Here is a 25,389-nt window from a genome sequence, read left to right as displayed (position 1 = left end):
CGCCCGCCGGTGCAGGGCCACCAGGTCGCGCGGCCCGATCCGCCAGCGCGCCCCGGTGAGCAGCCGCAGCAGCGCCGCCCCGTCGGTCGGGTCGGCCAGCACCCGCAGGGTGCACACCACGTCCCGCACCTCGGGGGTGTCCAGCAGGCCGCCCAGCCCCACCACCTCGACCGGCAGCCCCCGGGCGCGCAGCGCGGCCGAGATCGCCGGGATCTGGCTGCGCAGCCGGACCAGCACGGCGGTGGTGGGTCGCTGCGGCACCGGAACGTGCTCGGGCAGCGCCCCCGGCATCCGGGCCGCACCGCGCCACGCCGCCAGGATGCTGTCGGCGATCCAGTCGGCCTCGTCGGCGTACGTCGGCAGGAGCGCGCAGTGCACGGTGCCGGCGGCCAGGCCGCCCGGCGTGCGGTGCGGGATCGGGTCCTTCACGCTGAGTGCCGCCCGCAGCTCCGGCACCCGCGCGCCCGCCGCCCGCAGCGGGGTGGAGAGGGCGTTGGCCACGCCGAGGATCTCCGGGCGGTTTCGCCAGCTCGTGCTGAGGCCGAGCACCTCCGCCGGCGCGCCGTCGGCGCGGGCGAACTCGGTCGGGAAGCGGTCCAGGGTGCCGGCGCTGGCCCCGCGCCAGCCGTAGATGGACTGGCAGGGGTCGCCCACGGCGGTCACCGGGTGCCCGCCGCCGAACAGCGCGTTGAGCAGCACCACCTGGGCGTGGCTGGTGTCCTGGTACTCGTCGAGCAGCACCACCCGGAAGCGGTCCCGCTCGATCGCGCCGACCGCCGGATGGTCCCGGGCCACCCGGGCGGCCCGGGCGAGCTGGTCGGCGAAGTCCATCGCCTCGAAGTCCTCCTTGCGCCGGCCGTACGCGCGGACCAGCGGCAGCAGCTTCAGGCGGGTCTGCTGGAGCGCGAGGGCCCTGCGCACGTCGGCGTAGATCCGCCCCGGGCGGGACTGCACCTCGGCGAAGAACCGGCCGGTCCAGGCGGCCAGGGCGTCCGGGTCGACGAGGTGCTCGTCCAGCTCACCGGCCAGGGCCAGCACCGCGTCGGTGATGGTGGCCGGCGCCCGGTCGACGCCGGTCATGTCGCCGTCGTAGTTGCGCACCAGCAGGTCCACGAGCTGCCAGCGGGACGCCTCGGTGAGCAGCCGGGTGGACGGCTCGTACCCGGCGCGCAGGCCGTGCTCGGTGACGATCCGCCCCGCGTACGAGTGGTAGGTGGAGACGGTCGGCTCGCCCGCGAACGGGTCGTCGAGCGGGGTCCGGCCGCGCCGCCCGACCCGGCGCACCAACTGGTCGAGCCGAGTCCGCACCCGGTGGGCCAGCTCGCCGGCCGCCTTGCGGGTGAAGGTGAGCCCGAGGATCTGCTCCGGTCGGACGTACGCGTTGGCGACGAGCCAGACCACCCGCGCGGCCATCGTCTCGGTCTTGCCGGACCCGGCCCCCGCGACCACCAGCAGCGGCTCGACCGGCGCGGCGATGATCGCCGCCTGCTCCCGGGTCGGCGCGGGCAGCCGGAGCAGCCGGGCCAGCTCCACCGGCGTGTACCGGGGGCCGGAGTCGGCGGTCCGGGGCGCCGGGGCGGCGGCGTCGAACAGGGCGGGCTGGGTCACGGGGCTTCCTCGGTTCGCGACTGCGCGGCTCGCAAGCTCACGGGTTCATCTCAGTTCGCGACTGCGCGGCTCGCAAGCTCACTCCTCGCGCTCACGGGACCATCTCAGTCTGCTGGGCTCGCAAGCTCACGGGTTCTCCGGGCGGCGGGGGGTCGGCGGCTCGACGACCTGACGCCCCTGCCCCGACACCGGGCAGCTCGTCCGCACCGGGCAGACCCGGCACTTGGAGTTGGCGACGGCGGCGAAGGTGGCGGCGGCCATCGTATCCGCGGTGCGCCGCACCAGGGCGGTCGCCCAGCCGGCCTCCGGCCCCTGCCCCGCCGCCGGCTGGCTCTGCTCCCGGGCGTCCTTCGCCCCCGTGCCGAGCTGCACCAGCGCCGCCCCGCCGGACTCCTCGCCGAACTCGGCGAACGCCCCCGCCTCCACCGCCGCCTGGTACGCCCCGAGCTGCGGGTGCTCGCCGATCTCGTGCTCGGTGACGACCGTGGACCTGCCGGTCTTCAGGTCGACCACCACGAGCCGGCCGTCGGCGTCGACCTCCAGCCGGTCCACCCGGCCGGTCAGCTCGACCGGCCGGCTCGGGTCGTCGAGCCGCACCGCGAACTCGTGCTCGATGGCGAGCAGCCGGCGCGGGTTCCCGGCCAGCCAGCGCAGCAGCTTGTCCACCATGGCCTCGGCCCGCTCCCGCTCGGGGCCGACCATCCACCGGGCGGCCAGCTCGATCGCGTCGAACCGGGCGGCCACGTACTCCAGCAGGGCGGAGCGGTCGGCGCTGGCGTCCTCGGCGAGCATCGCGGCGGCGTGCACCAGGTTGCCCACCCCCTGCGCGACGCTGGCCGGGCCGCTGCCGCCGTGCCGCTCCAGCAGCCAGCGCAGGCTGCACCGCAGGGCGCTCTCCATCGCCGACGGGGTGACCTTCACCGGCACCCCCTCGTCGACCAGCGGGCGGTCGTCGGAGAGGCCGCGCAACCCCCACCAGTCGTCCGGGTGCGCGCCGGGCACCCCGGCGGCGGCGAGGCGGGCCAGCTCGGCCGCCGCCGCGCGCCGGCGCGAATACGGCGCGGCCGGATCGGCCACGGCGGTACGCAGCTCCGCCACCAGCGCCGGCAGCGTCAGCGCCCGGGGCGGCCCGGCCACCGGCAGGGTGACCGCCCGGCCCTCCCCCGCGCCCACCGCCCCGCCGTCCGCCGACTCCCCGGCCCCCGACTCCCGGGCTTCCGGCTCCCCGGCTCCCGGCTGCCGGACCTCCGGCTCCCCGACGCCCGGTTCCCGGGCCTCCGGATCCCCGACCTCCGGCTCCCGGGCCTCCGGATCCCCGACGCCCGGCGCGCCCGCTTCGGCGGGGCCCGTCGGGTCGGCGGGGTCCGTGGGGTTCCCGTCGCGGGCGCCCGTCCCGCCGTCGTCCCCCGCCCCGGGGGGCTCGGTCGAGTCCAGCTCGTACAGGAACCGGCTCGGCTGCTCCTCGTGGTCGTCCCCGCCCACGGCGGCCGACGCGACGGCGGTCACCAGCAGCCGGCGGCGGGCCCGGGTCACCGCCACGTGGAACAGCCGGCGCTCCTCGTCGAGCAGGGCGGAGGTCTGCCCGATCAGGACGGCCCGCCCACCGTCGCCCGCGCCCCGCCCGCCGTCGCCGCTGACCGCCCCGTCGGCGCCCACGTCCCGCCCGGCGAGCACGTCGACCAGCCGCTCGGAGCCGAGCAGGCTGCCCCGCAGCCGCAGGTCCGGCCAGACGCCCTCCTGCACCCCGGCGACCGCCACCAGGTCCCACTCCAGCCCCTTGGCCGCGTGCGCGGTGAGCAGCCGCACCGCCTCGCCCCGGTCGGCGGTCGCGGCCAGGGTGTCCGCCGGCAGGTCCTGGCCCAGCACGTGGTCGAGGAAGACCTCGGTGCGGGCGCCGGGCAGCCGGTCGGCGAAGCGGGCCGCCGCGTCGAAGAGCACCAGCACCGCGTCCAGGTCCCGGTCGGCGGCCTCGGCCCGCCAGCGCCGGGCGGTCTCGTGCTCGCCGGTGGCGGCCCGGCCCCGGGTGATCGCGCCGGCCCAGCGCTCGGCCAGCCCGCTGGCGTTCCACACCGCCCAGAGCACGTCCTCGGCGGTGGCCCCGGGCCGCTCGGCGGCCTCCCGCGCGACGGCGAGCAGCCCGGCCACGGCCTGCGCCGGCTCCGCCCAGTGCCGGTCGATCCCGGCCAGCTCCTCCGGGTCGCGCAGCGCGTCGAGGATCAGCTCGCCGGAGGGGCGGCGGTCCCCGGCGGCCAGGGCGAGCGCCCGCAGCCCCTGGCGCAGCCGCCGCTCGGCCAGCGGGTCGGCTCCGCCCAGCGGCGAGTGCAGCAGCGCCACGGCCGCCTCCTCGTCCAGCCGGCCCGGCTCCAGCGCGCAGCGCAGCAGGAGCAGCAGCGGGGCCACCGCCGGCTGGAGGTGCAGCGGCAGGTCCTCGCCGTGCACCACGGTCGGTACCCCGGCCGTGTGCAGGGCCCGGCGCAGCGACGGGAGCTGCCGGGCCGTCGAGCGGACCAGCACCGCCATCTCCGACCACGGCACGCCGTCGAGCAGGTGCGCCGCGCGCAGGGCCTGGGCCAGCCAGGCGGCCTCGCTGGTGGTCGAGCGGAAGGTGCGCACCCGCACCGAGCCGGGCGGGGCGTCGGGCAGCGGGCGCAGCCGCCGGTGCGCGGCGGGACCGCGCAACCGGCCGTTGAGCCGCCGGGTGGCGGCCAGCAGCCCCGCCCCCGCCCGGTACGACGTGGTCAGCACGACCTGCGCGGCCGGCGCGCCGGACGCGGTGCGGAATCGGTGCCCGAAGGCGGCCACCCCGGCCGGGTCGGTGCCCCGGAACGCGTACGTCGAGGAGTCCGGGTCGGCGAACGCGACCAGCGGCTTTCCGCCGCCGGCCACCACGGCGAGCAGGTCGAGCTGGGCGGGGTCGGTGTCGGCCAGCTCGTCGACGTAGACGTGGGCGATGCGGCGGCGCTCGGCCTCCAGCAGCTCCGGGTCGTCGAGCAGCAGGCCGGTGGCCGCCCGGACCAGCTCCGCCGGGTCGTACGCGATGGAGCCCCGGTTGCTGACGTCGCGCAGGGCGAGCACGGCGACGTACTCGCGGAGGAAGCGGGCGGCGGCCGGCCAGTCGGCGCGGCCCAGCTTCTCGCCCAGCCGGGCCAGCTCCACCGGGCCCACCCCGCGCTCCGCCGCCCGCATCAGCAGGTCGCGGAGCTGGGCCGCGAACGCCCGGGTACGCAGGGCGGGGCGCAGGTCCTCCGGCCAGCCCACCGGGTCGTCCTCGGGCTCCTCGCCGACCACGTCGAGCAGCTCCCGGATGATCAGATCCTGCTCGGGGCCGGTGAGCAGCCGGGGGGACGGCTCGCCCCGCTCGGCGGCGGCGCGGCGCAGCAGCCCGTACGCGTACGCCGGGAAGGTCCGCACCAGCGGCTCGCGCAGCACCCGGTGCCCGTCGGCGGCGATGCGAGCCTCGATCCGGCGACGCAGGTCGGTGGCCTGCCGGCGGCCGAAGGTGAGCACCAGGACGCGTTCGGGGTCGACGCCCTCGGCCACCCGCGCGGCGACCGCCTCGACCAGCGTGCTGGTCTTGCCGGTGCCGGGCCCGCCGACGACCAGCAGCGGCCCGTCGGTGCGCGCCACGACCTCGGCCTGCACCGGATCGGCGCGCCACCCGACCCGACTGCGCCCCCCCTGGGGCTCGCCGGCGGGCTGCGCCGAACGCGACAGCGCGCCGTGCGGCGGACCACCGGCGGACGACTCCTCGGCGTACGCGCCATCGCCGCCCGGCCCTGCGGCCCGACGCTCCCGCGTGGTCGCCCCCTCGGGCCGACCGTCCCCCCGCGCCGCCCCACCGGGCCCACGCCCCCCCGGGGCCGCCTCGGCAGGCCGACGCACCAGCCGGTACGCCTGCATCCCCCCATCCCACCACGCACCCCTGACACCCACTCCGCGCCCTGCCGGGTTCGAGGTTCCCTGGGTTCATCAGGGCTCCCTCACCCCCGAGTCGCGGCGCGGCTCACCTCAGACCGAACCGCGTCGGCCGACGAGACCGGCGCAGGACATCAGCGCCGCGCTCGCTCCCAGCAGCGTCAGATGCGCCGGGGACGCGATCAGGTCGGTGGTCGACGCGATCACCATCCCGAGAGCCCAGAGGAGCAGGCAGGCACCACCAGCACCGACGAGCCGACGGGCCCCACCGGGAGGCAGCCCACCGCGCCAACCGCCGTGCCGCAACCGCCACGACGTCAGGGCGAGGAGCACCAGCAGCAACGGGACAACCACGCCGATCCACCCGGTCGCCGGCACGAAGAGCAGGGCCAGGAAGCCCGCCAGGAAGAACAGGGACAGGAACAGAAGCACGGGAACCAGCAGCTCGTCCCGCCGCGAACCAGCCCCGTAGCCGTCACTCACCCTTGTCAGCGCAGGTGGGGTTCGAGGGCGTCCAGGGCGGCGGGGACCGAGTCGGCGACCGTGAGGAGGGACAGGCCGGCCGGCTTGAGGAAGTTCTGGTCGGCGGCGGAGGCGAGCCAGTCGAGCAGGGGGCGATAGAAGCCGTCCGCGTCGACCAGCACCATCGGCTTGGCGTGCAGGGCGAGCGTGGCCGTCGTCCACACCTCGAACAGCTCGTCCAGGGTGCCGAGCCCGCCGGGCAGGGTGAGGAACGCGTCGGATCTCTCGATCATGAGGGTCTTGCGGTCGGCCATGCTGGCGGTGACCAGCAGCTCGTCGGAGGCAAGGTCGGCGACCTCCAGGTCGACCAGGGACTGCGGGATCACCCCGACCGTCGCGCCGCCGGCCGACCGGGCCCCGTCCGCCAGCGCGCCCATCATCCCGACGCAGCCGCCGCCGCTGACCAGCGTGTGGCCGCGCCGGGCGATCTCCGCGCCCGTCTCGGCGGCGAGATCCAGCCAGCGCGGGTCGAGGGTACGGGAGGACGCGCAGAACACGCAGATCGCCGCCACCGAATCAGCCCTCCCCGCCCGGCGCGGACCGGTCCGCCCGCTCGGCAAGCTCTGCCCGCTCGGCAAGCTCCGCCTGCTCGGCGGCGGCCCGCTGGTCCGCCTCCGTACGGGCGACGGCCTCCTCGCGGACCGCCTCCTGCTCGGCGGAGAGGGCGGCCTCTGCCGCGACGATGTGCCGCACGGCCTCGTCGACGTCGTCGGTGAGGAAGATCAGCTCCAGGTCGACCGGCCCGATCTTGCCGTCGGCCGCCATCGTGTCGCGCAGCCAGTCGAGGAGGCCGCGCCAGTAGTCGGTACCCATGAGCACCACCGGGAACCGGGTGACCTTGCCGGTCTGCACCAGGGTCAGCGCCTCGAACAGCTCGTCCAGGGTGCCGAACCCGCCGGGCAGCACCACGAACGCCTGGGCGTACTTGACGAACATGGTCTTGCGGGCGAAGAAGTACCGGAAGTCGATGGCGAGGTCGACCCAGTCGTTGAGGCCCTGCTCGAACGGCAGCTCGATGCCGAGCCCGACGGAGAGCCCGCCGGCGTCGCTCGTGCCCCGGTTGGCCGCCTCCATCACGCCGGGCCCGCCGCCGGTGATCACCGCGTACCCGGCACGGGCCAGGGCGCCCCCCAGCGCCTCGGCCATCCGGCACTCCGGGCTGTCCGGCATGCTGCGGGCCGAGCCGAAGACGCTGACCGCCGGCGGCAGGTCCGCGAGGGTGTCGAAGCCCTCCACGAACTCCGACAGGATGCGCAGCGCCCGCCAGGCGTCCTTGGTCTTCCAGTCGCCCCGGCCCCGGGAGTCGAGCAGCCGCTGGTCGGCGGTGCTGGTCGTAATGGCCTGGCGGCGCAGCGTGACGGCACCGCGGTGCCGCTCGCGGCCCGGCTCACGCCCCGGACGTGGCCCGTTGCTGTCGCTCATGGGAGCAACCGTAGTGGAGGGGCCCAGATGAGGGCGGTACGGCCGGGCGCGGCGGGGGCGAGAGATTTCTCGCGATCTTGGCAACAAATTCGGTCGCACGCACGTCTTACCATTCGTATACCGGGTATGCCCCGGAGCGCGCCTTCGGGGGAGGAGCAAGCGTGATCAGCAACAGCGAGATGATCCGGATCCGCCGGCAGATGCAGCGGCGGATCCGGGACGTGGTGGCCGAGCGCCGCCGCGCCCGGCAGTTGGAAGTCCCGGTCGCCGACCACACCGGCGACCCGACCGACACCCGCCCCGACCCGTCCCTGACCCCCACCCCCTGACCCACTCCCGCCTCCTCACCCACCCCGCCCCACCCCGCCCCCACCCACCCGAGTCGATCAAGAAGTTTGCGTCAGGAACCGGCGGCCGGAACGACGCAAACTCCTTGATCACCGGGGTGGGCGGGGAGCGGGGCGCGGACGGTGGGGCGCAGGTCAGGCCGGGGTCAGCCAGCGGCGCAGGGTTTCCGCGCCCTCGCGGATCTTGCTGATCTCGACGTGCTCGTCCGGGTGGTGGGCCAGGTTGGGGTCGCCCGGCCCGAAGTTCAGCGCGGGGATGCCCATGGCGGCGAACCGGGCCACGTCCGTCCAGCCCAGCTTGCCGATCGGCGGGGCGTCGACGGCCGCGAGGAACTCCTTCGCCGGCGCCGCGTCCAGCCCCGGGGCCGCCCCGGCCGCCGCGTCGGTCACCCGCAGCTCGAAGCCGGCGAAGACCTCGCGCAGGTGCGCCTCTGCCTCGGCCGGGGTGCGGTCCGGCGCGAAGCGGTAGTTCACCTCGATCTCGCAGCGGTCCGGCACCACGTTGCCGGCGACCCCACCGTTGATCCGCACCGCGTTCATGCCCTCGCGGTAGTCGCAGCCGTCGATGGTCACCCGCCGCGCCTCGTACGTCGACAGGCGGTTCAGCACCTCCCCGGCGGCGTGGATGGCGTTCACGCCGTGCCAGGAGCGCGCCGAGTGGGCCCGCACGCCGGTGGTGGTCACCACCGACCGCAGCGTGCCCTGGCAGCCGGCCTCCACGATCCCGTGCGTCGGCTCCAGCAGCAGCGCGAAGTCGGCCCGCAGCCACTCCGGGTGCGCCTCGGCGACCAGGAAGAGGCCGTTGTACTTCGACTCGATCTCCTCGGCCTCGTAGAAGAAGTACGTCACGTCGTACTTCGGCTCGGCCAGGGTCACCGCGAGGTGCAGCGCGTACGCCACCCCGGACTTCATGTCGGAGGTGCCGCAGCCGTACATCAGGTCGCCGCGCGTGGTCGACGGGAAGTTGTTGTTCAGCGGAACGGTGTCGAGGTGCCCCGCGAGCACCACGCGGGAGGCCCGGCCCAGGTCGGTGCGCGCCATGACGGTGTTGCCGTGCCGGTACGTGGTCAGGTGCGGCACCCCGCGCAGCACCTCCTCGACGCAGTCCGCGATGGCCTTCTCGTCGAGGGAGACGGACTCGATGTCGACCAGGGCTCGGGTCAGCTCCACCGGATCGGCGAGGACCTCGGGGGTCAGCGGGTTCTCCATGGTTCGCACGGTACCTTCACAGTCGTGACGACTGCACAGCCTGCGTGGGGCATCGGACTGGCCACCATCACCGCTGACGACCAGGTGCTCGACACCTGGTACCCGACGGGCAAGCTGGGGCTCGGCGAGCTGCCGCTGGTCGCCGGGGAGGACGAGGCGGACGTCCTCGACCTGCCGCCGGGGGCGGTCGGCGAGCGGGCGCTGCCCGGTCTGCGTACCGCCCAGGTGGTGACGGTGATCGGTTCGCTGGCCGACCCGATCTCCGACGCCGCCGACGCGTACCTGCGGCTGCACCTGCTCTCCCACCGCCTGGTGCGACCCAACGAGCTGAACCTCGACGGCATCTTCGGCAAGCTGGCGAACGTGGCCTGGACGTCGGCCGGGCCGTGCCCGCCGGAGCGGGTGGACGAGCTGCGGGTGATCGAGCGGGCCGCCGGCCGCCACCTGGCCGTGTACGGCGTGGACAAGTTCCCCCGGATGACCGACTACGTGGTCCCCGCCGGGGTGCGGATCGCCGACGCGGACCGGGTCCGGCTCGGCGCGCACCTGGCCGCCGGCACCACCGTGATGCACGAGGGCTTCGTCAACTTCAACGCCGGCACGCTGGGCACCTCGATGGTCGAGGGGCGGATCGTGCAGGGCGTGGTGGTCGGCGACGGCTCCGACATCGGCGGCGGCGCGTCGATCATGGGCACCCTCTCCGGGGGCGGCACCGACCGGGTGCGCATCGGCGAGCGGAGCCTGATCGGCGCCAACGCGGGCGTCGGCATCTCCCTCGGCGACGACTGCGTGGTCGAGGCGGGCTGCTACGTCACGGCGTCGGCGAAGATCACCCTGCCGGACGGCCGGGTGGTCAAGGCCCGCGAGCTGTCCGGGGTCGACGGGCTGCTGTTCCTGCGCAACTCGGTCACCGGCGCGCTGGAGGCCCGCCCGCGCACCGGCCGGGGCATCGAGCTGAACGCGGCCCTGCACGCCAACGACTGACCCGCGCCCGGCGCGGTAACCACCGAACCGCGCCCGGCGCGGTGACGACCGGACCGCGCCCACGGGCCCGGCGAACGCGCCGCCGGGTCCGCGAGCGGGGCTCACCGCACCCGGTACGCCTGGATGATCCGCGTGGTCACCGTGTTGCCGGCGGTGTCCTTCGCGGTCGCCCGCAGGGAGACGTACCCGGGGCCGGCCGGGTGCCGCAGCGTGGCCACCCAGCCGCTGCCCTTGCGGCGCAGCTCCGCCTTGCGCCAGGTCTTCCCGCCGTCGTACGAGGCGTCGACGACCAGTGCGGCCACCCGCGCCCTCGGCGCGCCCTCCTGCCGCTGGACGGTGACCGGCACGGTGAAGGCGCGGCCCGCCGGGGCGCTGTTGTCGGCCCGCAGCGCCGGGGTGAAGCGCACCGCCGCCGCCGGCTGCGCCACGAAGCCGTCACCGGGGGCGTGCTTCGAGCGGAACGTCCACGCGCTGGTGACCTCGGTGGCCAGGTCCGTGAAGGAGCGCTTCGCCAGAATCTCCACCCGGTAGTCCGCCGCGCCCGGCGGCACCTCGAACTCGCCGTAGCCGGGGTACTCGCTCTCGCCGACCAACGTCCCGTCGCGGTACAGCCGGGTCCACTGGGGGTCGTTGAGCGACCCGCCGGGGTGCCCGGCCGCGTCGCTGTGCACGGGCAGGTCGACCACGACGGTGTCGCCCTTGCGGGTGATCCCCTCGTGCCCCCAGCGCCGCTGCGCGAACGACGGCCCGAAGGGCGCCGCCCCCCACGTCTCGCGGTGCGACCGGCCCGGCTGGTAGGCGGTGAGCGGGGACGACAGCAGCGCCTGCATCTCCAGCCAGCCCTCGGGGTCCCGGGTGCCGAAGCCCAGCTCCCCGGCCCACTTGACGCCGCCGGTGCTGTAGTGCTCGACGCGCTTGCCGGGGGTAGAGACGGGCAGGACCAGCGCCGAGCCGCCGGTGTTGTACTCCGGCTCGCCCATGACGACCCGCTCGGTCTCCAGCCCCGGGTAGGCGTCCCGGAAGGTGTGCGTGACGGTGGCCAGGTCCCGGCTGCGGTAGTGCTTGACGAAGCCCGTCGGCATCCGCCCGGGGAACGCCTCCAGCAGCGCGTAGAAGTAGGGGCTGACGTCCGCCTCGGCGTCGACCCACTGGCTGCCGATCGTGGCGACGAACGTGTCCGGCGTGCTCGCGGACCCGATCTGCCCGCTGCTCACGCCCGCGAACCCGTTGCTCCACAGCCCGAACGAGTAAGTGCTGTCGTCGGCCCCGAAGAAGATCGCGCTGACGTCCACCAGCGGCGCGACCGCCCCGCGTTGCGGCACGGTGTTCCGCACCGGCTTGGCGGTGCGGGCGTCGACGGTGAGCCGCACGTCCCGGTCGACGACCAGCTCGGGCCGGGCGAGCAGGGCGATCCCGGCGGGCTCGCCGGAGGGGTCGACGGCGAAGAGGGTGCTGGCCAGCCCGTACCGGCCCTTCGGCACCCGCACCGTCGCCGTCCCGTCGGCGTCGTACACGTCGCTGGGACGGTCGAAGCTGTCCAGGTTCGCCAGGCCGGTGTAGTAGTCGGCGGTCGGGCCCCCGTCGGCGCCGAGGTGGGTGACCGTGACGTCGTAGCTCTCCACCTCGCGGTGCACGGCGATCGGGGTGACCGCCACCTGCGCGCCGGAGCGGGCGACGACCCGGCCGGTGTAGTAGCCGTCCGGGCCCGCCACCCGGGTGTCGGCGCTGACCCGCACCGGGGCCTCGCCGCCGACCGGCACGGTGACCCGGGTCGCGTCGAGCCGGAACACGCCCGCCGGGGCCGGTTCGCCGGTCGGCCCGGTGGCCTCGATCGCGAGCTCCAGGGTGACCGGGGCGGTCCCCGAGTTGCGCCAGGTCACCGTCCGCTCGATCACCGGGTCGTCGCCGTGCGGCCACTCGGCGCGGCCGAACGACACGCTCGCCGGCTCGCTGCTGACCTGCTGGTCGATCGCGCGGGCCACGTCGACCCGCCCCGCGCCCTGCTGGTAGGCGGTCTGCCCGGGGTGCGGCCGGGCGGAGGCCATCAGGGCGGACTTGAGCGCGCCGGCCCGCCGGTCGGGGTGCCGCTGGGCGAGCAGCGCCGCCGAGCCGGCGACGTGCGGGGTCGCCATCGAGGTGCCGGAGAGCGACATGTACCGCTCCCCCACGGGCTCGCCGAGGTCGCTGCCGGCGGCCCGGGCGGCGACGATCTCCACGCCGGGCGCGGTGATCTCGGGCTTGAGCCCGCCGTCCGAGGCCCGGGGCCCACGGCTGGAGAACTCGGCGAGGTCGTCGGCCCGGTCGACCGCGCCGACGGCGAGGGCGGCGTCGGCGCTGGCCGGCGAGTCGATGCTGGCGTCCCGGCCCGAATTGCCGGCGGCGATGACGAAGAGGGCTCCGGTCTGCGCGGTGAGGGTGCCGACGGCCTCCTCCAGCGGGTCGGTCTCCGGGGTGTCCATCCCGCCGAGGCTCAGGTTGACCACGGCGGCCCGCCGCTCGACGGCCGCCCACCGCATGCCGTCGAGGATCGCGGACTCCGTGCAGCCGTACACCTCGCAGACCTTGCCGGAGACCAGCGTGGCGTCGGGGGCGACGCCCCGGTACTTCCCGGCCGAGGCGGTGCCGCTGCCGGCGATGATCGAGGCGACGTGGGTGCCGTGGCCGACGACGTCGCCCGGCTCGGCCTCCTCGGTGAAGTTGCGGGACTCGGCGAGCCGCCCGGCGAAGTCGGGGTGCGCGGGGTCGACGCCGGTGTCCAGCACCGCGACGGTGACCCCCTTGCCGGTGAGGCCGGCGGCGTGGGCCACGGGCGCGCCGATCTGCGGCACGCTGTGGTCGAGCGTCACCTGGCGCCGGCCGTCCAGCCAGAGCCGGTCGACACCCCCCGCCGTGTCGACCCGGGCGGCCGGGCTGCCGGTGGTCACCGCGCCCCACACCGCGCCGGCCCGGGCCTTCTCGGCCGTCACGGCCGCGCCGCCGATGGCGGGCAGGTCGCGGGTCACCCGGGCGCCGGCGATGCCGGCCACGGCCCGGCGGGCGTTGCCCGAGCGGTAGGACACCAGCAGCGGCAGGCTGTCCCGCCGGGCGTCGTCGTAGCCGGCCCGGATGAGCCCGGTGACGTCGAAGAGCCGCCGGTCCACCCGGCCGGAGCGCAGCAGCGGCAGCGCGTCCTGGGGCAGGACGGTGACGTTGCCCCGCTCGCGCCGGACCAGGAAGCGCAGGTCGTCGCGGCCGGCGCCGGGCCGGACGGAGACCGCGCCGGAGGCGGTGACGGTGACCCGGTCACCGGTGACCAGCGTGACGGTGGTCGCGCCGGCGGCGGTACGGCCGGCCGTGGCCGGCGACGTGGCGGGGGCGGCGGCCCGGCCGGCCGCGTTCGGGGACGTGGCGGGCGCCGCCCCGGCCGGGGCGGCCGGTGGCGCGGCGAGCACCAGGGCGAGGGCCAGCGCGAGGCCGGCCGACTTTCTTCCTCTACGACGCAACGGGTTCCTCCTCGTGAGGCGTCATCACTGACAGAAGTGGCAGTGACACGTAGGAGGATTGCATACTCGGTATGCAATCGGAAGTCAGAGATATGACAAACCTGGCAACGAAGTCGAGTTCGGACAGGCGATGATCGTCCGATGACCTCCATGAAGGACCGCATGCTCGCCGGGGAGCCGTACCGCGCCGAAGACCCGGAGATCGCGGCCGACCTCGACCGCGCCGCCCTGCGCGTCGAGGCGTTCAACCGCAGCTCGGCGGCCGACCCGCAGGCCCGACTGGCCGCGCTGCGCGCCCTGCTCGGCACCGTCGGGGAGGACGCCTGGGTCCGCCCGCCGTTCCACTGCGACTACGGCTGGAACATCCACCTCGGGCCGCGCGGGTTCGTCAACTTCAACGCAGTCTTCCTCGACGTCGCCCGCATCAACATCGGCGCGGACGTCCAGATCGGACCGAACGTACAACTGCTGACGGCCACCCACCCGATCGAGCCGGGGCCCCGCCGGGAGAAGTGGGAGGCGGCGCAGCCCATCACGATCGGGGAGAACGTCTGGCTCGGCGGCGGGGTGATCGTGCTCCCCGGGGTGACCATCGGCGACGACACGGTCGTCGGAGCCGGCGCGGTGGTGACCCGGGACCTGCCGGCGAACGTCGTCGCGGTGGGCAACCCCGCCCGGGTCGTCCGCAACCTCGCCTGAGCCGCGCACCCGCCGACCACCTGCGAAAACGTCTCGCCCGAGGGCTGGCCAAGCGACCCCCACAGGTGCAACTCTTAGTAGTGGATCGACTACGAGGAGGCACCGATGCCCGGTCGCGTGCTCGAACTCCGCATCCCCGGGGTGTCCAACACTCCCCCGGCCCAGGTGCTCGGCCTGACCCCGCAACCGGGCGAGGACGCCCCCCGGCCGTGGCTGGTCGCCGGGGACGGGGTGACCGGCTTCTACCGCTCCACCGCGACCGGCCCGGACGAGGCGGTCGCCGTCGAGGCGTACAGCTGGGGGCAGTTGACCTCCGGCGCGCGGACCGCACGGGACGTCGAGCGGGCCCTCTGGACGCTGCTGCTGCCGTTCACGCTGGCGAACGTGGCGCTGCACGCCCGCCCCGGCATACCGCCCGACCCGGCGCGGGAGCGGTGGGGCAGCCGCTCCGGGCTCACCGCCTGGCTGGTCCGGGTGTTCTGCCTCAGCCTGACCGGGACGCTGGTCCTCGCCGCCACCGGCGTCGGCGTGGACCTGATCGGCTGGCAGTGCGTCGACGAGGACTGCCTCGGCCGCGTCCCCGGGCCGTGGGAGTTCCTCGCGCACGGCTGGTGGCGGGAGGGGGCCCGGCCGCTGGCCGCCGGCCTGGCGATCCCGCTGGGCCTGCTGGCCCTGCTCGGCCTGCTGGCCTGGCGCACCTACCAGTACGAGGCGGAGATGCCCGCCGCCCCCGCCGCCCGGCCGCCGGCCCCCGCCGGGCCGGACCTGCCTCCGCCGGACCGCCCGGGGACCCCGCCTCCGCCGGACCGCCCGGGGGACCCGCCTCCGCCGGACCACCGGGGGAACCCGGCTGCGCCGGACCATCCGGGGGAGGACGGCGCGGCGCTCGGCCCCGCCGGAACCGTCAACCCGTTGCAGGACCCCACCTTCTGGTGCGGGGAGGGGCAGTTGCGCCGCGCCGCCGTGCTGCACCTCTGCGTCGGGTCGGCGGTCGCTGCGGCCGTGCCGCTCGGCGCGGTGCTCGCCGTGGACCCGCCGCTGGGCGTACGGGCCGCCGTCGCCTGGCCCACCGTGGCGCTGCTCGCCGCGGTGCCGCTGATCGCGGTGGTGGCGCTGGGCCGGCCCCGGCTGACCCGGCGCGACGGGGACACCCCGCTCGGCCGGTGGAGCATCGCGGTGGTCGTGCTGGCCTGCGCCGGGGTCGCCGGCACGGTGCTGCTCCTGCTGCTGCCCGACGGCCCGGCCGGCGCTCCGCTGGCCGAACTGCGCCCGCCGGTCGGCTGCCGGCACGACCCCGCCCAGTGCCGGGTCGACCGCTCGCTGCCCGGCTACGACTGGATCATCGCCTGGTACGGCACGGGTCAGGTGCTCCTGCTCGCGGCCATCGGCGCCGTCTCCCGCTCCGGTCGGCGCGCGCTGGCCGTGCCGGCCGCCGCCGCGCTGCTCCTCCCCCTCGGGGTCGCCTGGATCGCCGGCTGGCTGCCGGCGGTCCCGCCCGCGCCGGAACCGCTGGACGACTGGATGCTCGCCGTCCCCGCGATCGCGCTGGCCGGGGCCGGGCTGCTGCTGCCCCGCACCGGCCCCGCCGCGCCGATCCGCCCCGGGCAGCCGCACACCGACCTCGCTTGGGGCGGCCGGGGGCCGGCCGTCATCGCCGGCTTCGGCTGGCTGCTCGGCATCGCCTACTGCTCGGGGGTGCTCTACTGGGTCACCGACCGGCTCGGCGGCGGCGACTCCGCCGACGGCGGCACCGGGGTGGTCCCGCCGGTGCCCGTGACGTGGGCGGGGCTCGCCTTCGCCGGCGCGCTGATCGCCCTGGCCGGCGTCGCGCTCCGGGCCGGCCTGCTCTTCCACCGGCTCCGCCGCCGGGAGTACGCCGACCTGGTGCCCCCGGGCAACACCCTCTCCGCGCACGACCGGCGGCGCTGCCGCGACGTGAGCGCCTTCCGGGCGCTGCACCGGCTGGTCGGCGAGCACGTCGTCCGGCTGATCGGCTGGTACGCGGTGGTCGGCGCGGCCCTGGCCGCCCTCGGCTCGGCGGCGGCGCTCTCCCCAGTCCCGCCGGACGCGGTGGCGCTCCCCCACGACGCGGCGCTGGCCGCCGTCGCCCCGGACGCGGCGGCGGACGGCTGGCCGACGCTGGTCCGGGCGGTCGCCGCCGTCGGCGACACCCTGCTCGGCTGGCTGCCGGTGGCCATCGCGACCGTGGGACTGCTGGTCTACCGCAACGACACGGTGCGCCGCTCCGTCGGGGTGCTCTGGGACATCGGCACCTTCTGGCCCCGGGCCGCGCACCCGCTCGCCCCGCCCAGCTACGCCGAGCGCGCGGTGCCCGAGGTGCAGACCCGCACCGCCGGTCTGCTCGCCCTGACCGAGCCCGACCCGCGCCGGGTGGACGGGATCATCCTCTCCGGCCACAGCCAGGGCGCCGTGATCTGCGCGGCGGTGCTCCTCCAGCTCCCCGCCCGCTGGCGGCGACGGGTCTGGTTCTTCTCCTACGGCTGCCAGCTCACCCGGCTGTACGGGCGGGTCTTCCCGGCCTACTTCGGGCCGGACCGGTTGCCGGCGCTCACCGAGGCGCTCAGCGGCCCGACCGGGCGGCCCGGCTGGACGAACTTCTGGCGGGACACCGACCCGCTGGGCTGGCCGGTCACGGCCGGCGAACGGGACCTGCCCGTCCACGACCCGGACGCGCTGCACCCCACCGGCGGGGAGGTCGCCGACCCGCCGATCCGCAACCACAGCGGATACCCGGAGGCGGCCGAGTTCCGCCGGGAACGGGCCCGGGTGGCGTGGCTGCTGCGGCGTCCGACCCCGGCACCGCGACGGGCGACCGACTGACCGACCGCGTCACGGCGGCCCACCGCGCTGCGGCGACCACGGCTCGCCGCCGCGCTGAGCCACGTCGGCCCGCCGCGTCGTCACGGCGGCCACGTCAGCCAAGCCGCCGGGTCACTCCTGCGGCGGGTCGGCCAGGCGGACCACCAGGTCGGCGCGGTCGGCGGTGGCGGCCACCAGGGCGGCGTTGCGCTCGTCGCTGCCCAGCGCCCAGGCCCGCGCCTGCTCCGGCGACCGCCCGTACGCCTCGTGCCGGGCGGTCAGCCGGCGCAGCCGCACCTCGGCGTCCAGGTCGACGAACCACGCCTCGTGCAGCAGCGACCGCGCCTCCTCCCACGGGTCCCCCGGCAGCAGCAGGTAGTTCCCCTCGGTCACCACCAGCCGCACCTGCGGCGGCACCTCGATCGCCCCGGCGATCGACTCCTCCAGGTCCCGGCGGAACCGGGGGGCCCAGACCGAGGTCGGCTCCAGCCGGTGCAGCCGGCGCAGCAGCGCGACGTACCCGACCGCGTCGAAGGTGTCCGCCGCGCCCTTGCGCGCGTCCCGGCCCAACCGCTCCAGCTCCGCCTGGGCCAGGTGGAACCCGTCCATCGGCACCAGCCGGGCCGCCTCGCCCACCCCGGCGACGATCCGCTCGGCGAGGGTGGACTTGCCGGCGCCGGGCGCGCCCGCGATGCCGAGCACCTGCCGGGGGCCGGCGTCGGCGAGGGCCCGGGCGCGGGCCACCAGCTCCCCGACGGAGAGGACCCGGGCGGCCGGCATCAGTCGAGGGCCGGCGCGGTGATCGTGAACCGGGCCTCCACCGCCGCGTGCACGGACTGCGGCTGCGGGTCCAGGTCCAGCTCCGGCGGTGCGCCCTCCGGGCCGCCACCGCCGCCGCCCTTGAACATGGCCTGGGCCATCATCGGCTGCGGGGTCATCCCGGTGTCGGCCAGCTCCAGCAGGGCGGTCACCCGCGCGCCCAGCGCCTCGGCGTACTCCCGGGCGCGGGCCAGCGCGTCGCCGATCGCGGCGTGCCGGGCCTGCCGGTACGCCGGGCTGTCCGGCCGCAGCGACCACCAGGGGCCCGCGACCTCGACCTGGTCCTGGTCGGCCAGGCGCAGCATCAGCTCGCCCAGCGCCGTGAAGTCCGTGACGGTCACGGTGGTGGTGACGGTGCCGTGCCAGGCCACCACCCGCTCGCCGGAGCGCCGCGTCTCCGGCCACACCCGCAGGTCGCCGGTCTCCCGGCGCTCCACGGCCGACCCGGCGGCCTCCAGCAGCACCCGCACGGCGGCGGCCCGCTCGGCGAGCCGGGTCAGGGCGGCCTCCCGGTCCCGGTCCCGCGCCCGCGCGGTCACCGCGAACCGGGCCAGCTCGGGCCCCACCTCCCGGTACGCCTCGCCGCGTACCGCCACGACCGGTCCGTCCACCATGCTCCCAGGTTAAAGGAAGGGCCCCTTGTTAACGCATCTTGTAGAGCAGGGGCCCCTTCTTAACACCCGCCCCCGGGGCGGCCGGTACGCCACGGCCGGCTACGCAGCGGTCTACCGGCGTCGCGACCGTCGGCCGCCGGGGACCCCGATGGGCGAGGTCGGCGGGGACTCAGGCGGGCGCGGGGTCGGCCGGGGACTCAGGCAATCGGGGTCGGCGGGGGCTCAGGCAGGCGGGGTCGGCAGGTGGCCCGTGTAGCGCACCGTGTCCCCCGCGACCCGGCACCCCGTCAGGTGGCCACCCGCCGCGCCCAGCGACAGCAGGTACGCCAGTTCCGCCCCGGTGTCCCCGTCGACCGGGAAGTCGGCGTCGGCCGGGGAGAGCGCGCGGTCGAGCAGGGCCAGCCGCAGCCCCCTGGCCCGCTCGTACTGCCCCACGAGGGCCGCCGCGTCGCCGTCCCGCAGCGCGGCGGCGAGCCGGTCGAGGAACCCGGTCACCCGGCCGAGCTGCGCGAGCACCTCGTCGCGGTTGTTCAGCAGCATGTCGGCCGTGCGGGTGGCCGGCGTCCCGGCGACCCGGGTGCCGTCCCGGAAGCTCCCGGCGGCCAGCCCCAGCACGGCGTCCCGCAGGCCCGCCTCGGCCACCGCGCCGGCCAGGCTCCCGGCCAGCAGGTGCGGCACGTGCGACGCCAGCGCCGCCGCCGCGTCGTGCGCGCCCGGCGACATCGGCACGACCCGGGCGTCGAAGACGTCGACGACCAGCGCGGCCAGCCGGCGGAACGGGTCGATGCCCTCCGCCGCCGGGCAGAGCACCCACGCCGCGCCGGCCAGCAGCGCCGGGCCCGCCGAGGTCAGCCCGGCGCGCTCGGCCCCGGCCATCGGGTGCCCCGGGACGAACCGGCCGGTCAGCCCGTTGGCCGCCGCGAACCCGGCGATCCCGCCCTTGGTGCTGCCCACGTCGGTGAGCACGCAGTCGGGACCGGCGTAGGCGCCGACGGTGCGCAGGGTCTCCGGAAGGCTGGACAGCGGCCCGCAGAGGAACACCACGTCGCGGCCCCGGACCGCGTCGGCCAGCTCGTCGGGGAAGGCGACGCCCCGCGTACGCCCCTGGGCCCGGGTGGCCGGGTCCGGGTCCCAGCCGGCGACGTCGATCCCGCGCTCGCGCAGCCGCAGCAGGACCGATCCGCCGATGAGCCCGGTGCCCACCACCGCCGCCCGCACCGCCCCGCCGGGCCTGTCCACCATCTACGCACCTCGGCGTCTCGATCGGTACGCGTCGAGCTCGCCCCGACCCGGTTCCGCCCCGAGGATATCGCCCGCCGTGGGCCCCACCGGGTGCCGGGACGCGGGGCGGGCACCCGATGCCGCGCTGGCCGGAAGGGGGATGTCCGGTAGGGATCGACCCCGTACGGTCCCTCCCGCCGGCCACCGCACCGGTGGTCGTTACGGGGGAAGGGACACATCATGTCCGCGACGTACCGGGCCCTCGCCTCGGTGCTCATGTTGATCGGCTTCTACGTCGTCGCGCTGCTCCAGCTCGCCGCCGTCGTCGCGCTGGCCTTCTGGCTGCACCAGCGGGTCAGCGGCCTCGCCACCGCCAAGCTCACGATCCCGCTGCTGCTCGCGCTGGGCGCCGTGCTGGTCGGGCTGTGGCGGGCCATCCGCACCAAGAGCGAGCCCGCGCCGGGCCTGGTGCTCGACGAGCGGGTCGCCCCGCGCCTCTGGGCCACCGTGCGCGAGCTGGCCGCCGAGGTCGGCACCCGCGCGCCGGACGAGATCCGCCTGGTGCCCGAGGTCAACGCGGCCGTCGCCGAGCAGAGCACCATGCTCGGCCTGGTCGGCGGGCGGCGGACCATGTACGTCGGGCTGCCGCTGCTCCAGGCGATGCGGCTCGACCAGCTCCGCTCGGTGCTGGCGCACGAGCTGGGCCACTACTCGGGCCGGCACACCCGGCTCGGCGGGGTGGCGTACCGGGGGCGGCTGGCGATCGCCGAGACCATCGGGCGGATCGGCCGGCGCAACCCGGTCGGTTGGGTCTTCCGGGGCTACGCGAAGCTCTACCTGCTGGTGGACAACGCCGCGTCGCGCCGCCAGGAGCTGGAGGCCGACCGCTCATCGGTGCGGCTTGCCGGCCGGGAGGCGGCCACGTCCGCGCTGCGCACCCTGCCCGCGCTGGACGCCGCCTGGTCGTTCTACATGCGCGCGTACGTCGAGCCGGGCTGGTCGGCGGGGCTCGCCCCGGACGACCTGTTCGGCGGCTTCGCCCAACTGCTCGCCGGCCGCCAGGGCGAGATCGACGAGCTGCGGGAGAACGCGCCCGACGGGAAGCCGTCGCGCTGGGACACCCACCCGCCCATCGGCGTACGGGTGGCCGCGATGGCCGGCGCACCGGACACGGCCGCGCCGGACGAACGACCGGCCGCCGGCCTGCTGGCCGACATCGGCGCGGCGGGCCTGGCCCTCCAGTCGCTCGTCGTCGACCACGAGGGGCGGCAGGTCCTCCCGTGGCCCGAGTTCGTCGCGGCGTCCATCGCCGCCGGCAAGCAGCGCGAGGCCGACGCCGTCTACCGGGCCGCGGGCCGGTTCACGGGCACGGCGGAGCCCGGCCTGCACACGGTGCTGGACCTGGTTCGCGCGGGTCGGTTGGGTGAGTTCGCCGAGCAGTTCTTCCCCGACTCCAGCAGGGAGGAGGCCGGGGCCCGCTTCGCCGGCCCGATGCGGACGCTGCTGGTCAACGCCGCGGTCCGCGCCGGGCGGGCGCACTGGCAGCTCTCCTGGTCGGCCCCGGCCCGGCTGGTCGGCCCGGACGGCGAGCCGTGCGACCTGTCGGACGTCGCCAAGCTGGCGGTCGACCCGCAGACCCTGGACGAGGCGCTGGCCCGCCTCGCCGAGTCCGGCGTCGACCCGTCCGCAGCGACGGTGGTGCAGCGGCGGGTCTCCGGGCGGGACGCCGACTTCGTCGGCGCGCTGGCCAACATCAAAATCGACGGTGCCGAGCACGACGTGCTGGTCCTGGACCGGGGGCTGGTGCTGATCGCCGACCCGGGCAAGGCGAGCAAGGGCGAGGAGCGCCTCCGGGCGCTGCTCGGGTCGACGCCGGTGGCCGAGCTGGCGACCCGGCACACCTTCGTGCCGTACGAGGAGATCACCTCGGTGGCGGTGCGCCGGGAGGTGCCGTTGAAGGCCGAGCTGACCCTGCACGGCGGGCGGACGATGGCGATGCAGGAGCTGTACTCCAGCGAGTTGCTGGGCAAGCACAGCCGCGACGCCCTGCTGTCGGTGTTCCACCGCATCGGCGGGTGAGCCCCGGGGTGCCCCGGCCGGTCGGCCGGGGCACCCCGAAGCCCGCTCGGCTCAGGGCTGGGCGAGGCGCGCGGCGACCGCCGCGATCCGCTCGTCGGACTCGGTCAGCGCCGCCCGCACGTACGTCGCCCCGCCGGGGCCGTAGAAGACGCCGGCCGCGACGAGGATGCCCCGGCGGGCCAGCCAGTCGACGGTCGCCCAGCAGTCCTCGCCCCGGGTCATCCACAGGTAGAGCCCGGCCTCGGAGTGCTCGACCGTGAACCCGGCCCCGGTGAACGCGGCGAGCAGCCGCTCCCGCCGGGCCCGGTAGCGCTCGCGCTGGGCGTCGGCGTGCTCGGCGTCGCCCAGCGCGGCGATCATCGCCGCCTGGACCGGGGCGGGCACGATCATGCCGGCGTGCTTGCGCACCTTCAGCAGCTCGGCCACCAGGGCAGGGTCGCCCGCGACGAAGCCCGCGCGGTAACCCGCCAGGTTGGAGCGCTTGGACAGCGAGTGCACCGCCAGCACCCCGTCGTACGAGCCGCCGCACACCTCGGGCGCGAGCACGGAGACCGGCTCGGCGGCGGGCGACCAGCCCAGCGTCAGGTAGCACTCGTCGCTGGCCACCACGGCGCCCCGCTCGCGGGCCCAGTCGACCACCTTGCGCAGGTGGTTGGCAGGCAGCACCCGGCCGGTCGGGTTGCCGGGCGAGTTCACCCAGACCAGCCGGACCCGGGGGTCGGGGCCGAGCGCGGTCAGCGAGTCGGTGCGCACGGTGGTGGCGCCGGCGAGCCGCGCCCCGTCCTCGTACGTCGGGTAGCAGATCGACGGCACGACGACGACGTCACCGGGGCCGAGGCCCAGCAGGGTGGGCAGCCACGCCACCAGCTCCTTGGAGCCGACGGTGGGCAGCACCCCGAGGCCCTCGACGCCCGCGCCGGCCGCCCGGGCCACCCACGCCGCGATGGCGGCCCGCAGGGCGGGCGTGCCGGCGGTCAGCGGGTAACCGGGGGCGTCGGACGCGTCGGCGAGGGCCTGCCGGATCACCGGGGGCACCGGGTCGACCGGGGTGCCCATCGAGAGGTTGATCAGGCCGTCCGGGTGCGCCGCGGCCAGCTCGGCCGCGGCGTCCAGGGTGTCCCAGGTGAAGTCGGGCAGCCGTGACGAGACCGGCGCGGGCCGGTTCAGTTGCCCTCTCCGCGCGGTGGCTGGGCCGCGACGAACGTCGCGTCCTTCTCCACCTTGCCGACCTTCGAGGCGCCGCCGGGCGAGCCCAGGTCCTCGAAGAACTCGTAGTTGGCCCCGGTGTAGTCCTTCCACTGCTCCGGGACGTCGTCCTCGTAGAAGATCGCCTCGACCGGGCAGACCGGCTCACAGGCACCGCAGTCGACGCATTCGTCGGGGTGGATGTAGAGCATCCGGTTCCCCTCGTAGATGCAGTCGACCGGGCACTCCTCGATACATGCCTTGTCGAGCACATCCACGCAGGGCTCGGCGATGATGTAGGTCACCGGTCTTCTCCTCCGCAAGACACGCCGCGATCACCCGCGACGGTTAGAGCCTAGTATCTCGCCGGGGAGGGGGTCGATCGTGCTCCGACAGCAGGATGTGGGACACCGGATCGTGGTCCGCCGGATTGTGGGGATTCGCGAAGGCCGCCCGCTCTTCTCGGACGCCCTGGGCGAGCTGGTGGAGCTGACAGAGACACATATCACTATCTCGACGGCGCGGGGGCCGCTCCGGGTCGCCACGGGCGACGTGCACCGCGCCAAGCGGGTGCCGCCGGCCCGCCGGCCGACGGCCGCCGCCGTGGTGGCGCTGGAACTGGCCGCCGACGAGGCATGGCCGGCACCCACCCGGGGCCGGCTCGGCGACTGGCTGCTGCGCAGCGCCGAGGGCTGGACCGGCCGGGCGAACTCGGCGCTGCCGGTGGGCGACCCGGACCGGCCGCTGCCGGCCGCGCTGGACGCCGTGCAGCGCTGGTACGCCGACCAGGGCCGGCCCGCCCTGGTCAACACGCCGCTGCCGCTCGCGGCCCCGGTCGGCGCGGAGCTGGACGCGCGGGGCTGGGCCACGAGGCCGCCGACGCTGGTCCAGACCGCGCCGCTGGCCGCCCTGCTGGCCGCCGCCCGCCCGGACCGTGCCGCCCCGCCGCCCGACCACGCCGACCCGCCGCCGCCCGACCGCGTCGCCCCGACCCCGGGCCACTCCGTCCCGCCGGCCGACCGCGCCGCCCCGCCGCCCGACCACGCCGACCTGCCGCCCGTCGGGCTGGTCGCCGCGCCCTCCGACGACTGGCTCGAGGTCGCCGCCGCGCGCAAGGGCGGCCTCCCGGACGCCGCCCGGCACGTGCTCACCGCCGTCGACCAGGTCCGCTTCGCCCAGGTGTACGCCGGTGGCGAGCTGCTCGCCGTCGGCCGGGGCACGGTCACCGGCGGGGGCCGCTGGCTCGGCCTGTCCCTGATCGAGGTGCTCCCCCACGCCCGGCGGCGGGGCCTGGCCGGCCGGGTCGTCCACGCGCTGGCGGAGTGGGGGGCCGCTTTGGGCGCCACCGACGTGTTCCTCCAGGTGGAGCAGCGCAACACCCCGGCGGTGGCCCTCTACCGGGCGCTGGGCTTCACCACCCACCACACCTACCTCACCCGGGTCGCCCCCTGAGCGGGGGCCGCAGGGTCAGCGGCGCACGGGGCGGCGGGGCTTGGCGTTCTTGATCTCGGCGTAGCGCTGCAGCACCCGGGAGCGGTGGTCGCGGCCCAGCGCGGTGAGCGTCAGGTAGCCGACGAGGACGCCCGCCGCGGCGGCCACCACGTAGAACCCGACCTGGGCGAAGAAGGTGGCCGCGCCCCCGCCGAACGGGTTCTGCCCGACCAGCAGCGGCCCCACCAGGACGGTCAGCAGCAGCGCGACGCCCACGGCGGCGGCCACGTCGCCGGCCCAGCGGAGCACCGGCCGGTCCTGCCCCCAGCGGAACGCCAGCCCGGCGAGGAGCGCCCCGATCACCAGGAACATCGCCAGCGACACCCGGTCGGCGGCGGCCTGGTCGTCGGGGAAACCGAGCCGGGTGACCACCCGGGCGACCACGTTGACCGCGAACAGCGCCGCCGCGAGCACCCCGACCGCCCGCCACCGATCCCTCATCGCACGCCTCCCGCCGTACCGCCCGCCGACGACGGCGGGCCTCGCAGGAATATCTACCACCGCAGGCCGTGCGTCGTCATCACCCGTCGCGGCGAACCGGCGGCGGGGCGAGAACCTGCCGGAACCCCATCACCGCGAACGTCATCGCGCCCGCGACGATCATCGTCAGGCCCACCCAGTTGTCCCCGGCGAGCAGCAGGTCGCCCTCGCTGGTCCGCACGGCCGCCGCGCCCATCAGCACGAACCAGGGCGTGGCGGGCAGCACCACCGCCCAGCGGGTGCCCACCGCCTCGTGGGCGAACCAGCTCAGCGCGACGTTGGCGACCACGACCAGCGGCACCGACACCCCGACCAGCGTCCCGGAGACCCGGACGGTGGACAGGATCAGCTCCAGCAGCGCGGTCGCCACCGCGCCGACCACGGCCACCCCGCCGCCGGCGACCCGCAGGGCGACGTCGAGCGCCCGCCCCGGGCGCCCTGGCGGGGCCGGGGCGGGTGCTTCCGGGGGGACGACCGACATCGGCGCGGCGG

At 76.2% G+C, this 25,389-nt stretch carries 20 protein-coding genes; 6 read left to right on the top strand and 14 right to left on the bottom strand.

The window, feature by feature from the left end:
• The 5 genes from LPU43_RS13480 to LPU43_RS13460 all read right to left on the bottom strand — a co-directional run.
• Positions 1–1,608, bottom strand: a 1,608-nt coding sequence (locus LPU43_RS13480; RefSeq protein WP_229400722.1) for an ATP-dependent helicase, incomplete at its 3' end; no start/stop codon positions are given.
• 126 nt (positions 1,609–1,734) lie between these two features.
• Entirely contained in the window at positions 1,735–5,508 is a 3,774-nt protein-coding gene (locus tag LPU43_RS13475; protein WP_229400721.1) for an ATP-dependent helicase, read from the bottom strand.
• A gap of 108 nt (positions 5,509–5,616) precedes the next feature.
• Positions 5,617–6,006 carry a hypothetical protein gene (locus LPU43_RS13470; RefSeq protein WP_229400720.1) on the bottom strand — a complete coding sequence of 130 codons (390 nt, stop codon included), beginning with the start codon at positions 6,004–6,006 and terminating at the stop codon, positions 5,617–5,619.
• A 5-nt stretch (positions 6,007–6,011) separates the two neighbouring features.
• Positions 6,012–6,557, bottom strand: a complete 546-nt coding sequence (locus LPU43_RS13465; protein ID WP_229400719.1) for an LOG family protein — start codon at positions 6,555–6,557, stop codon at positions 6,012–6,014.
• A 4-nt stretch (positions 6,558–6,561) separates the two neighbouring features.
• Complete coding sequence (locus LPU43_RS13460) at positions 6,562–7,467, bottom strand: LOG family protein (protein ID WP_229400718.1); 906 nt, start codon at positions 7,465–7,467, stop codon at positions 6,562–6,564.
• Positions 7,468–7,628: 161 nt separating this feature from the next.
• Here LPU43_RS13460 and LPU43_RS13455 point away from each other — a divergent pair, with 161 nt between their 5' ends.
• Positions 7,629–7,796 carry a hypothetical protein gene (locus LPU43_RS13455; RefSeq protein ID WP_229400771.1) on the top strand — a complete coding sequence of 56 codons (168 nt, stop codon included), beginning with the start codon at positions 7,629–7,631 and terminating at the stop codon, positions 7,794–7,796.
• Positions 7,797–7,949: 153 nt separating this feature from the next.
• Here LPU43_RS13455 and dapE read toward each other — a convergent pair whose 3' ends face one another.
• Positions 7,950–9,023: a succinyl-diaminopimelate desuccinylase gene (gene dapE / locus LPU43_RS13450; protein ID WP_229400717.1), complete on the bottom strand. Its 1,074-nt coding sequence runs from the start codon at positions 9,021–9,023 to the stop codon at positions 7,950–7,952.
• 24 nt (positions 9,024–9,047) lie between these two features.
• Here dapE and dapD point away from each other — a divergent pair, with 24 nt between their 5' ends.
• A complete protein-coding gene (dapD, locus tag LPU43_RS13445; RefSeq protein WP_229400716.1) occupies positions 9,048–10,007 on the top strand; it encodes a 2,3,4,5-tetrahydropyridine-2,6-dicarboxylate N-succinyltransferase in 960 nt (319 codons plus the stop codon).
• 101 nt (positions 10,008–10,108) lie between these two features.
• Here the strand turns inward: dapD and LPU43_RS13440 are convergent, their stop codons facing one another.
• Entirely contained in the window at positions 10,109–13,489 is a 3,381-nt protein-coding gene (locus LPU43_RS13440; protein WP_229400715.1) for a S8 family serine peptidase, read from the bottom strand.
• Between the two features lie 141 nt (positions 13,490–13,630).
• Between LPU43_RS13440 and LPU43_RS13435 the strand changes: the two genes are divergently transcribed.
• Both LPU43_RS13435 and LPU43_RS28675 read left to right on the top strand, forming a co-directional pair.
• Positions 13,631–14,188 (top strand): sugar O-acetyltransferase, encoded by a 558-nt coding sequence (locus LPU43_RS13435; protein ID WP_229400714.1) that lies wholly within the window; start codon positions 13,631–13,633, stop codon positions 14,186–14,188.
• 105 nt (positions 14,189–14,293) lie between these two features.
• Positions 14,294–17,029 (top strand): hypothetical protein, encoded by a 2,736-nt coding sequence (locus LPU43_RS28675; RefSeq protein ID WP_305074124.1) that lies wholly within the window; start codon positions 14,294–14,296, stop codon positions 17,027–17,029.
• 111 nt (positions 17,030–17,140) lie between these two features.
• Here the strand turns inward: LPU43_RS28675 and LPU43_RS13425 are convergent, their stop codons facing one another.
• From LPU43_RS13425 to LPU43_RS13415, 3 genes are all read right to left on the bottom strand, one after another.
• Positions 17,141–17,788: a nucleoside/nucleotide kinase family protein gene (locus LPU43_RS13425; protein WP_229400713.1), complete on the bottom strand. Its 648-nt coding sequence runs from the start codon at positions 17,786–17,788 to the stop codon at positions 17,141–17,143.
• Positions 17,788–18,441 carry an SIMPL domain-containing protein gene (locus LPU43_RS13420; protein ID WP_229400712.1) on the bottom strand — a complete coding sequence of 218 codons (654 nt, stop codon included), beginning with the start codon at positions 18,439–18,441 and terminating at the stop codon, positions 17,788–17,790. Before LPU43_RS13420 ends, LPU43_RS13425 begins: the two co-directional genes overlap by 1 nt.
• 222 nt (positions 18,442–18,663) lie before the next feature.
• Positions 18,664–19,683, bottom strand: coding sequence for a prephenate dehydrogenase (locus tag LPU43_RS13415; RefSeq protein WP_229400711.1), 1,020 nt, complete (start codon positions 19,681–19,683; stop codon positions 18,664–18,666).
• Between the two features lie 219 nt (positions 19,684–19,902).
• Here LPU43_RS13415 and LPU43_RS13410 point away from each other — a divergent pair, with 219 nt between their 5' ends.
• Positions 19,903–21,741, top strand: coding sequence for a M48 family metallopeptidase (locus LPU43_RS13410; protein WP_229400710.1), 1,839 nt, complete (start codon positions 19,903–19,905; stop codon positions 21,739–21,741).
• A 51-nt stretch (positions 21,742–21,792) separates the two neighbouring features.
• Here the strand turns inward: LPU43_RS13410 and dapC are convergent, their stop codons facing one another.
• Together dapC and fdxA are read right to left on the bottom strand one after the other, a co-directional pair.
• Positions 21,793–22,908 (bottom strand): succinyldiaminopimelate transaminase, encoded by a 1,116-nt coding sequence (gene dapC / locus LPU43_RS13405; RefSeq protein WP_229400767.1) that lies wholly within the window; start codon positions 22,906–22,908, stop codon positions 21,793–21,795.
• A complete protein-coding gene (gene fdxA, locus LPU43_RS13400) occupies positions 22,905–23,231 on the bottom strand; it encodes a ferredoxin (RefSeq protein ID WP_167492961.1) in 327 nt (108 codons plus the stop codon). Before fdxA ends, dapC begins: the two co-directional genes overlap by 4 nt.
• Before the next feature lie 79 nt (positions 23,232–23,310).
• Between fdxA and LPU43_RS13395 the strand changes: the two genes are divergently transcribed.
• A complete protein-coding gene (locus LPU43_RS13395) occupies positions 23,311–24,378 on the top strand; it encodes a GNAT family N-acetyltransferase (protein WP_229400709.1) in 1,068 nt (355 codons plus the stop codon).
• Between the two features lie 15 nt (positions 24,379–24,393).
• On the opposite strand, the gene LPU43_RS13390 is transcribed toward LPU43_RS13395, so the two are convergent.
• On the bottom strand, positions 24,394–24,858 hold the full coding sequence (locus LPU43_RS13390; RefSeq protein ID WP_229400708.1) for a hypothetical protein: 465 nt from the start codon (positions 24,856–24,858) through the stop codon (positions 24,394–24,396).
• Positions 24,859–24,937: 79 nt separating this feature from the next.
• Positions 24,938–25,378 (bottom strand): hypothetical protein, encoded by a 441-nt coding sequence (locus tag LPU43_RS13385; protein WP_229400707.1) that lies wholly within the window; start codon positions 25,376–25,378, stop codon positions 24,938–24,940.
• Positions 25,379–25,389 lie beyond the last annotated feature (11 nt).

The sequence above is a fragment of the Micromonospora okii genome, assembly GCF_020884795.1.
Taxonomy (GTDB): domain Bacteria; phylum Actinomycetota; class Actinomycetes; order Mycobacteriales; family Micromonosporaceae; genus Micromonospora; species Micromonospora okii.
Note: the sequence above shows the minus strand (reverse complement) of the source record. Positions and strands in the feature narration are given on the sequence as shown.

What these genes read in the sequence shown, in the direction of transcription:
- LPU43_RS13475 (WP_229400721.1), bottom strand. Translation starts at nt 5,508, where the DNA reads ATGCAGGCGTACCGGCTGGTGCGTCGGCCTGCCGAGGCGGCCCCGGGG.
- LPU43_RS13460 (WP_229400718.1), bottom strand. Translation starts at nt 7,467, where the DNA reads ATGAGCGACAGCAACGGGCCACGTCCGGGGCGTGAGCCGGGCCGCGAG.
- dapE (WP_229400717.1), bottom strand. Translation starts at nt 9,023, where the DNA reads ATGGAGAACCCGCTGACCCCCGAGGTCCTCGCCGATCCGGTGGAGCTG.
- LPU43_RS13435 (WP_229400714.1), top strand. Translation starts at nt 13,631, where the DNA reads ATGACCTCCATGAAGGACCGCATGCTCGCCGGGGAGCCGTACCGCGCC.
- LPU43_RS28675 (WP_305074124.1), top strand. Translation starts at nt 14,294, where the DNA reads ATGCCCGGTCGCGTGCTCGAACTCCGCATCCCCGGGGTGTCCAACACT.
- LPU43_RS13425 (WP_229400713.1), bottom strand. Translation starts at nt 17,788, where the DNA reads ATGCCGGCCGCCCGGGTCCTCTCCGTCGGGGAGCTGGTGGCCCGCGCC.
- LPU43_RS13420 (WP_229400712.1), bottom strand. Translation starts at nt 18,441, where the DNA reads ATGGTGGACGGACCGGTCGTGGCGGTACGCGGCGAGGCGTACCGGGAG.
- LPU43_RS13415 (WP_229400711.1), bottom strand. Translation starts at nt 19,683, where the DNA reads ATGGTGGACAGGCCCGGCGGGGCGGTGCGGGCGGCGGTGGTGGGCACC.
- LPU43_RS13410 (WP_229400710.1), top strand. Translation starts at nt 19,903, where the DNA reads ATGTCCGCGACGTACCGGGCCCTCGCCTCGGTGCTCATGTTGATCGGC.
- LPU43_RS13390 (WP_229400708.1), bottom strand. Translation starts at nt 24,858, where the DNA reads ATGAGGGATCGGTGGCGGGCGGTCGGGGTGCTCGCGGCGGCGCTGTTC.
- LPU43_RS13385 (WP_229400707.1), bottom strand. Translation starts at nt 25,378, where the DNA reads ATGTCGGTCGTCCCCCCGGAAGCACCCGCCCCGGCCCCGCCAGGGCGC.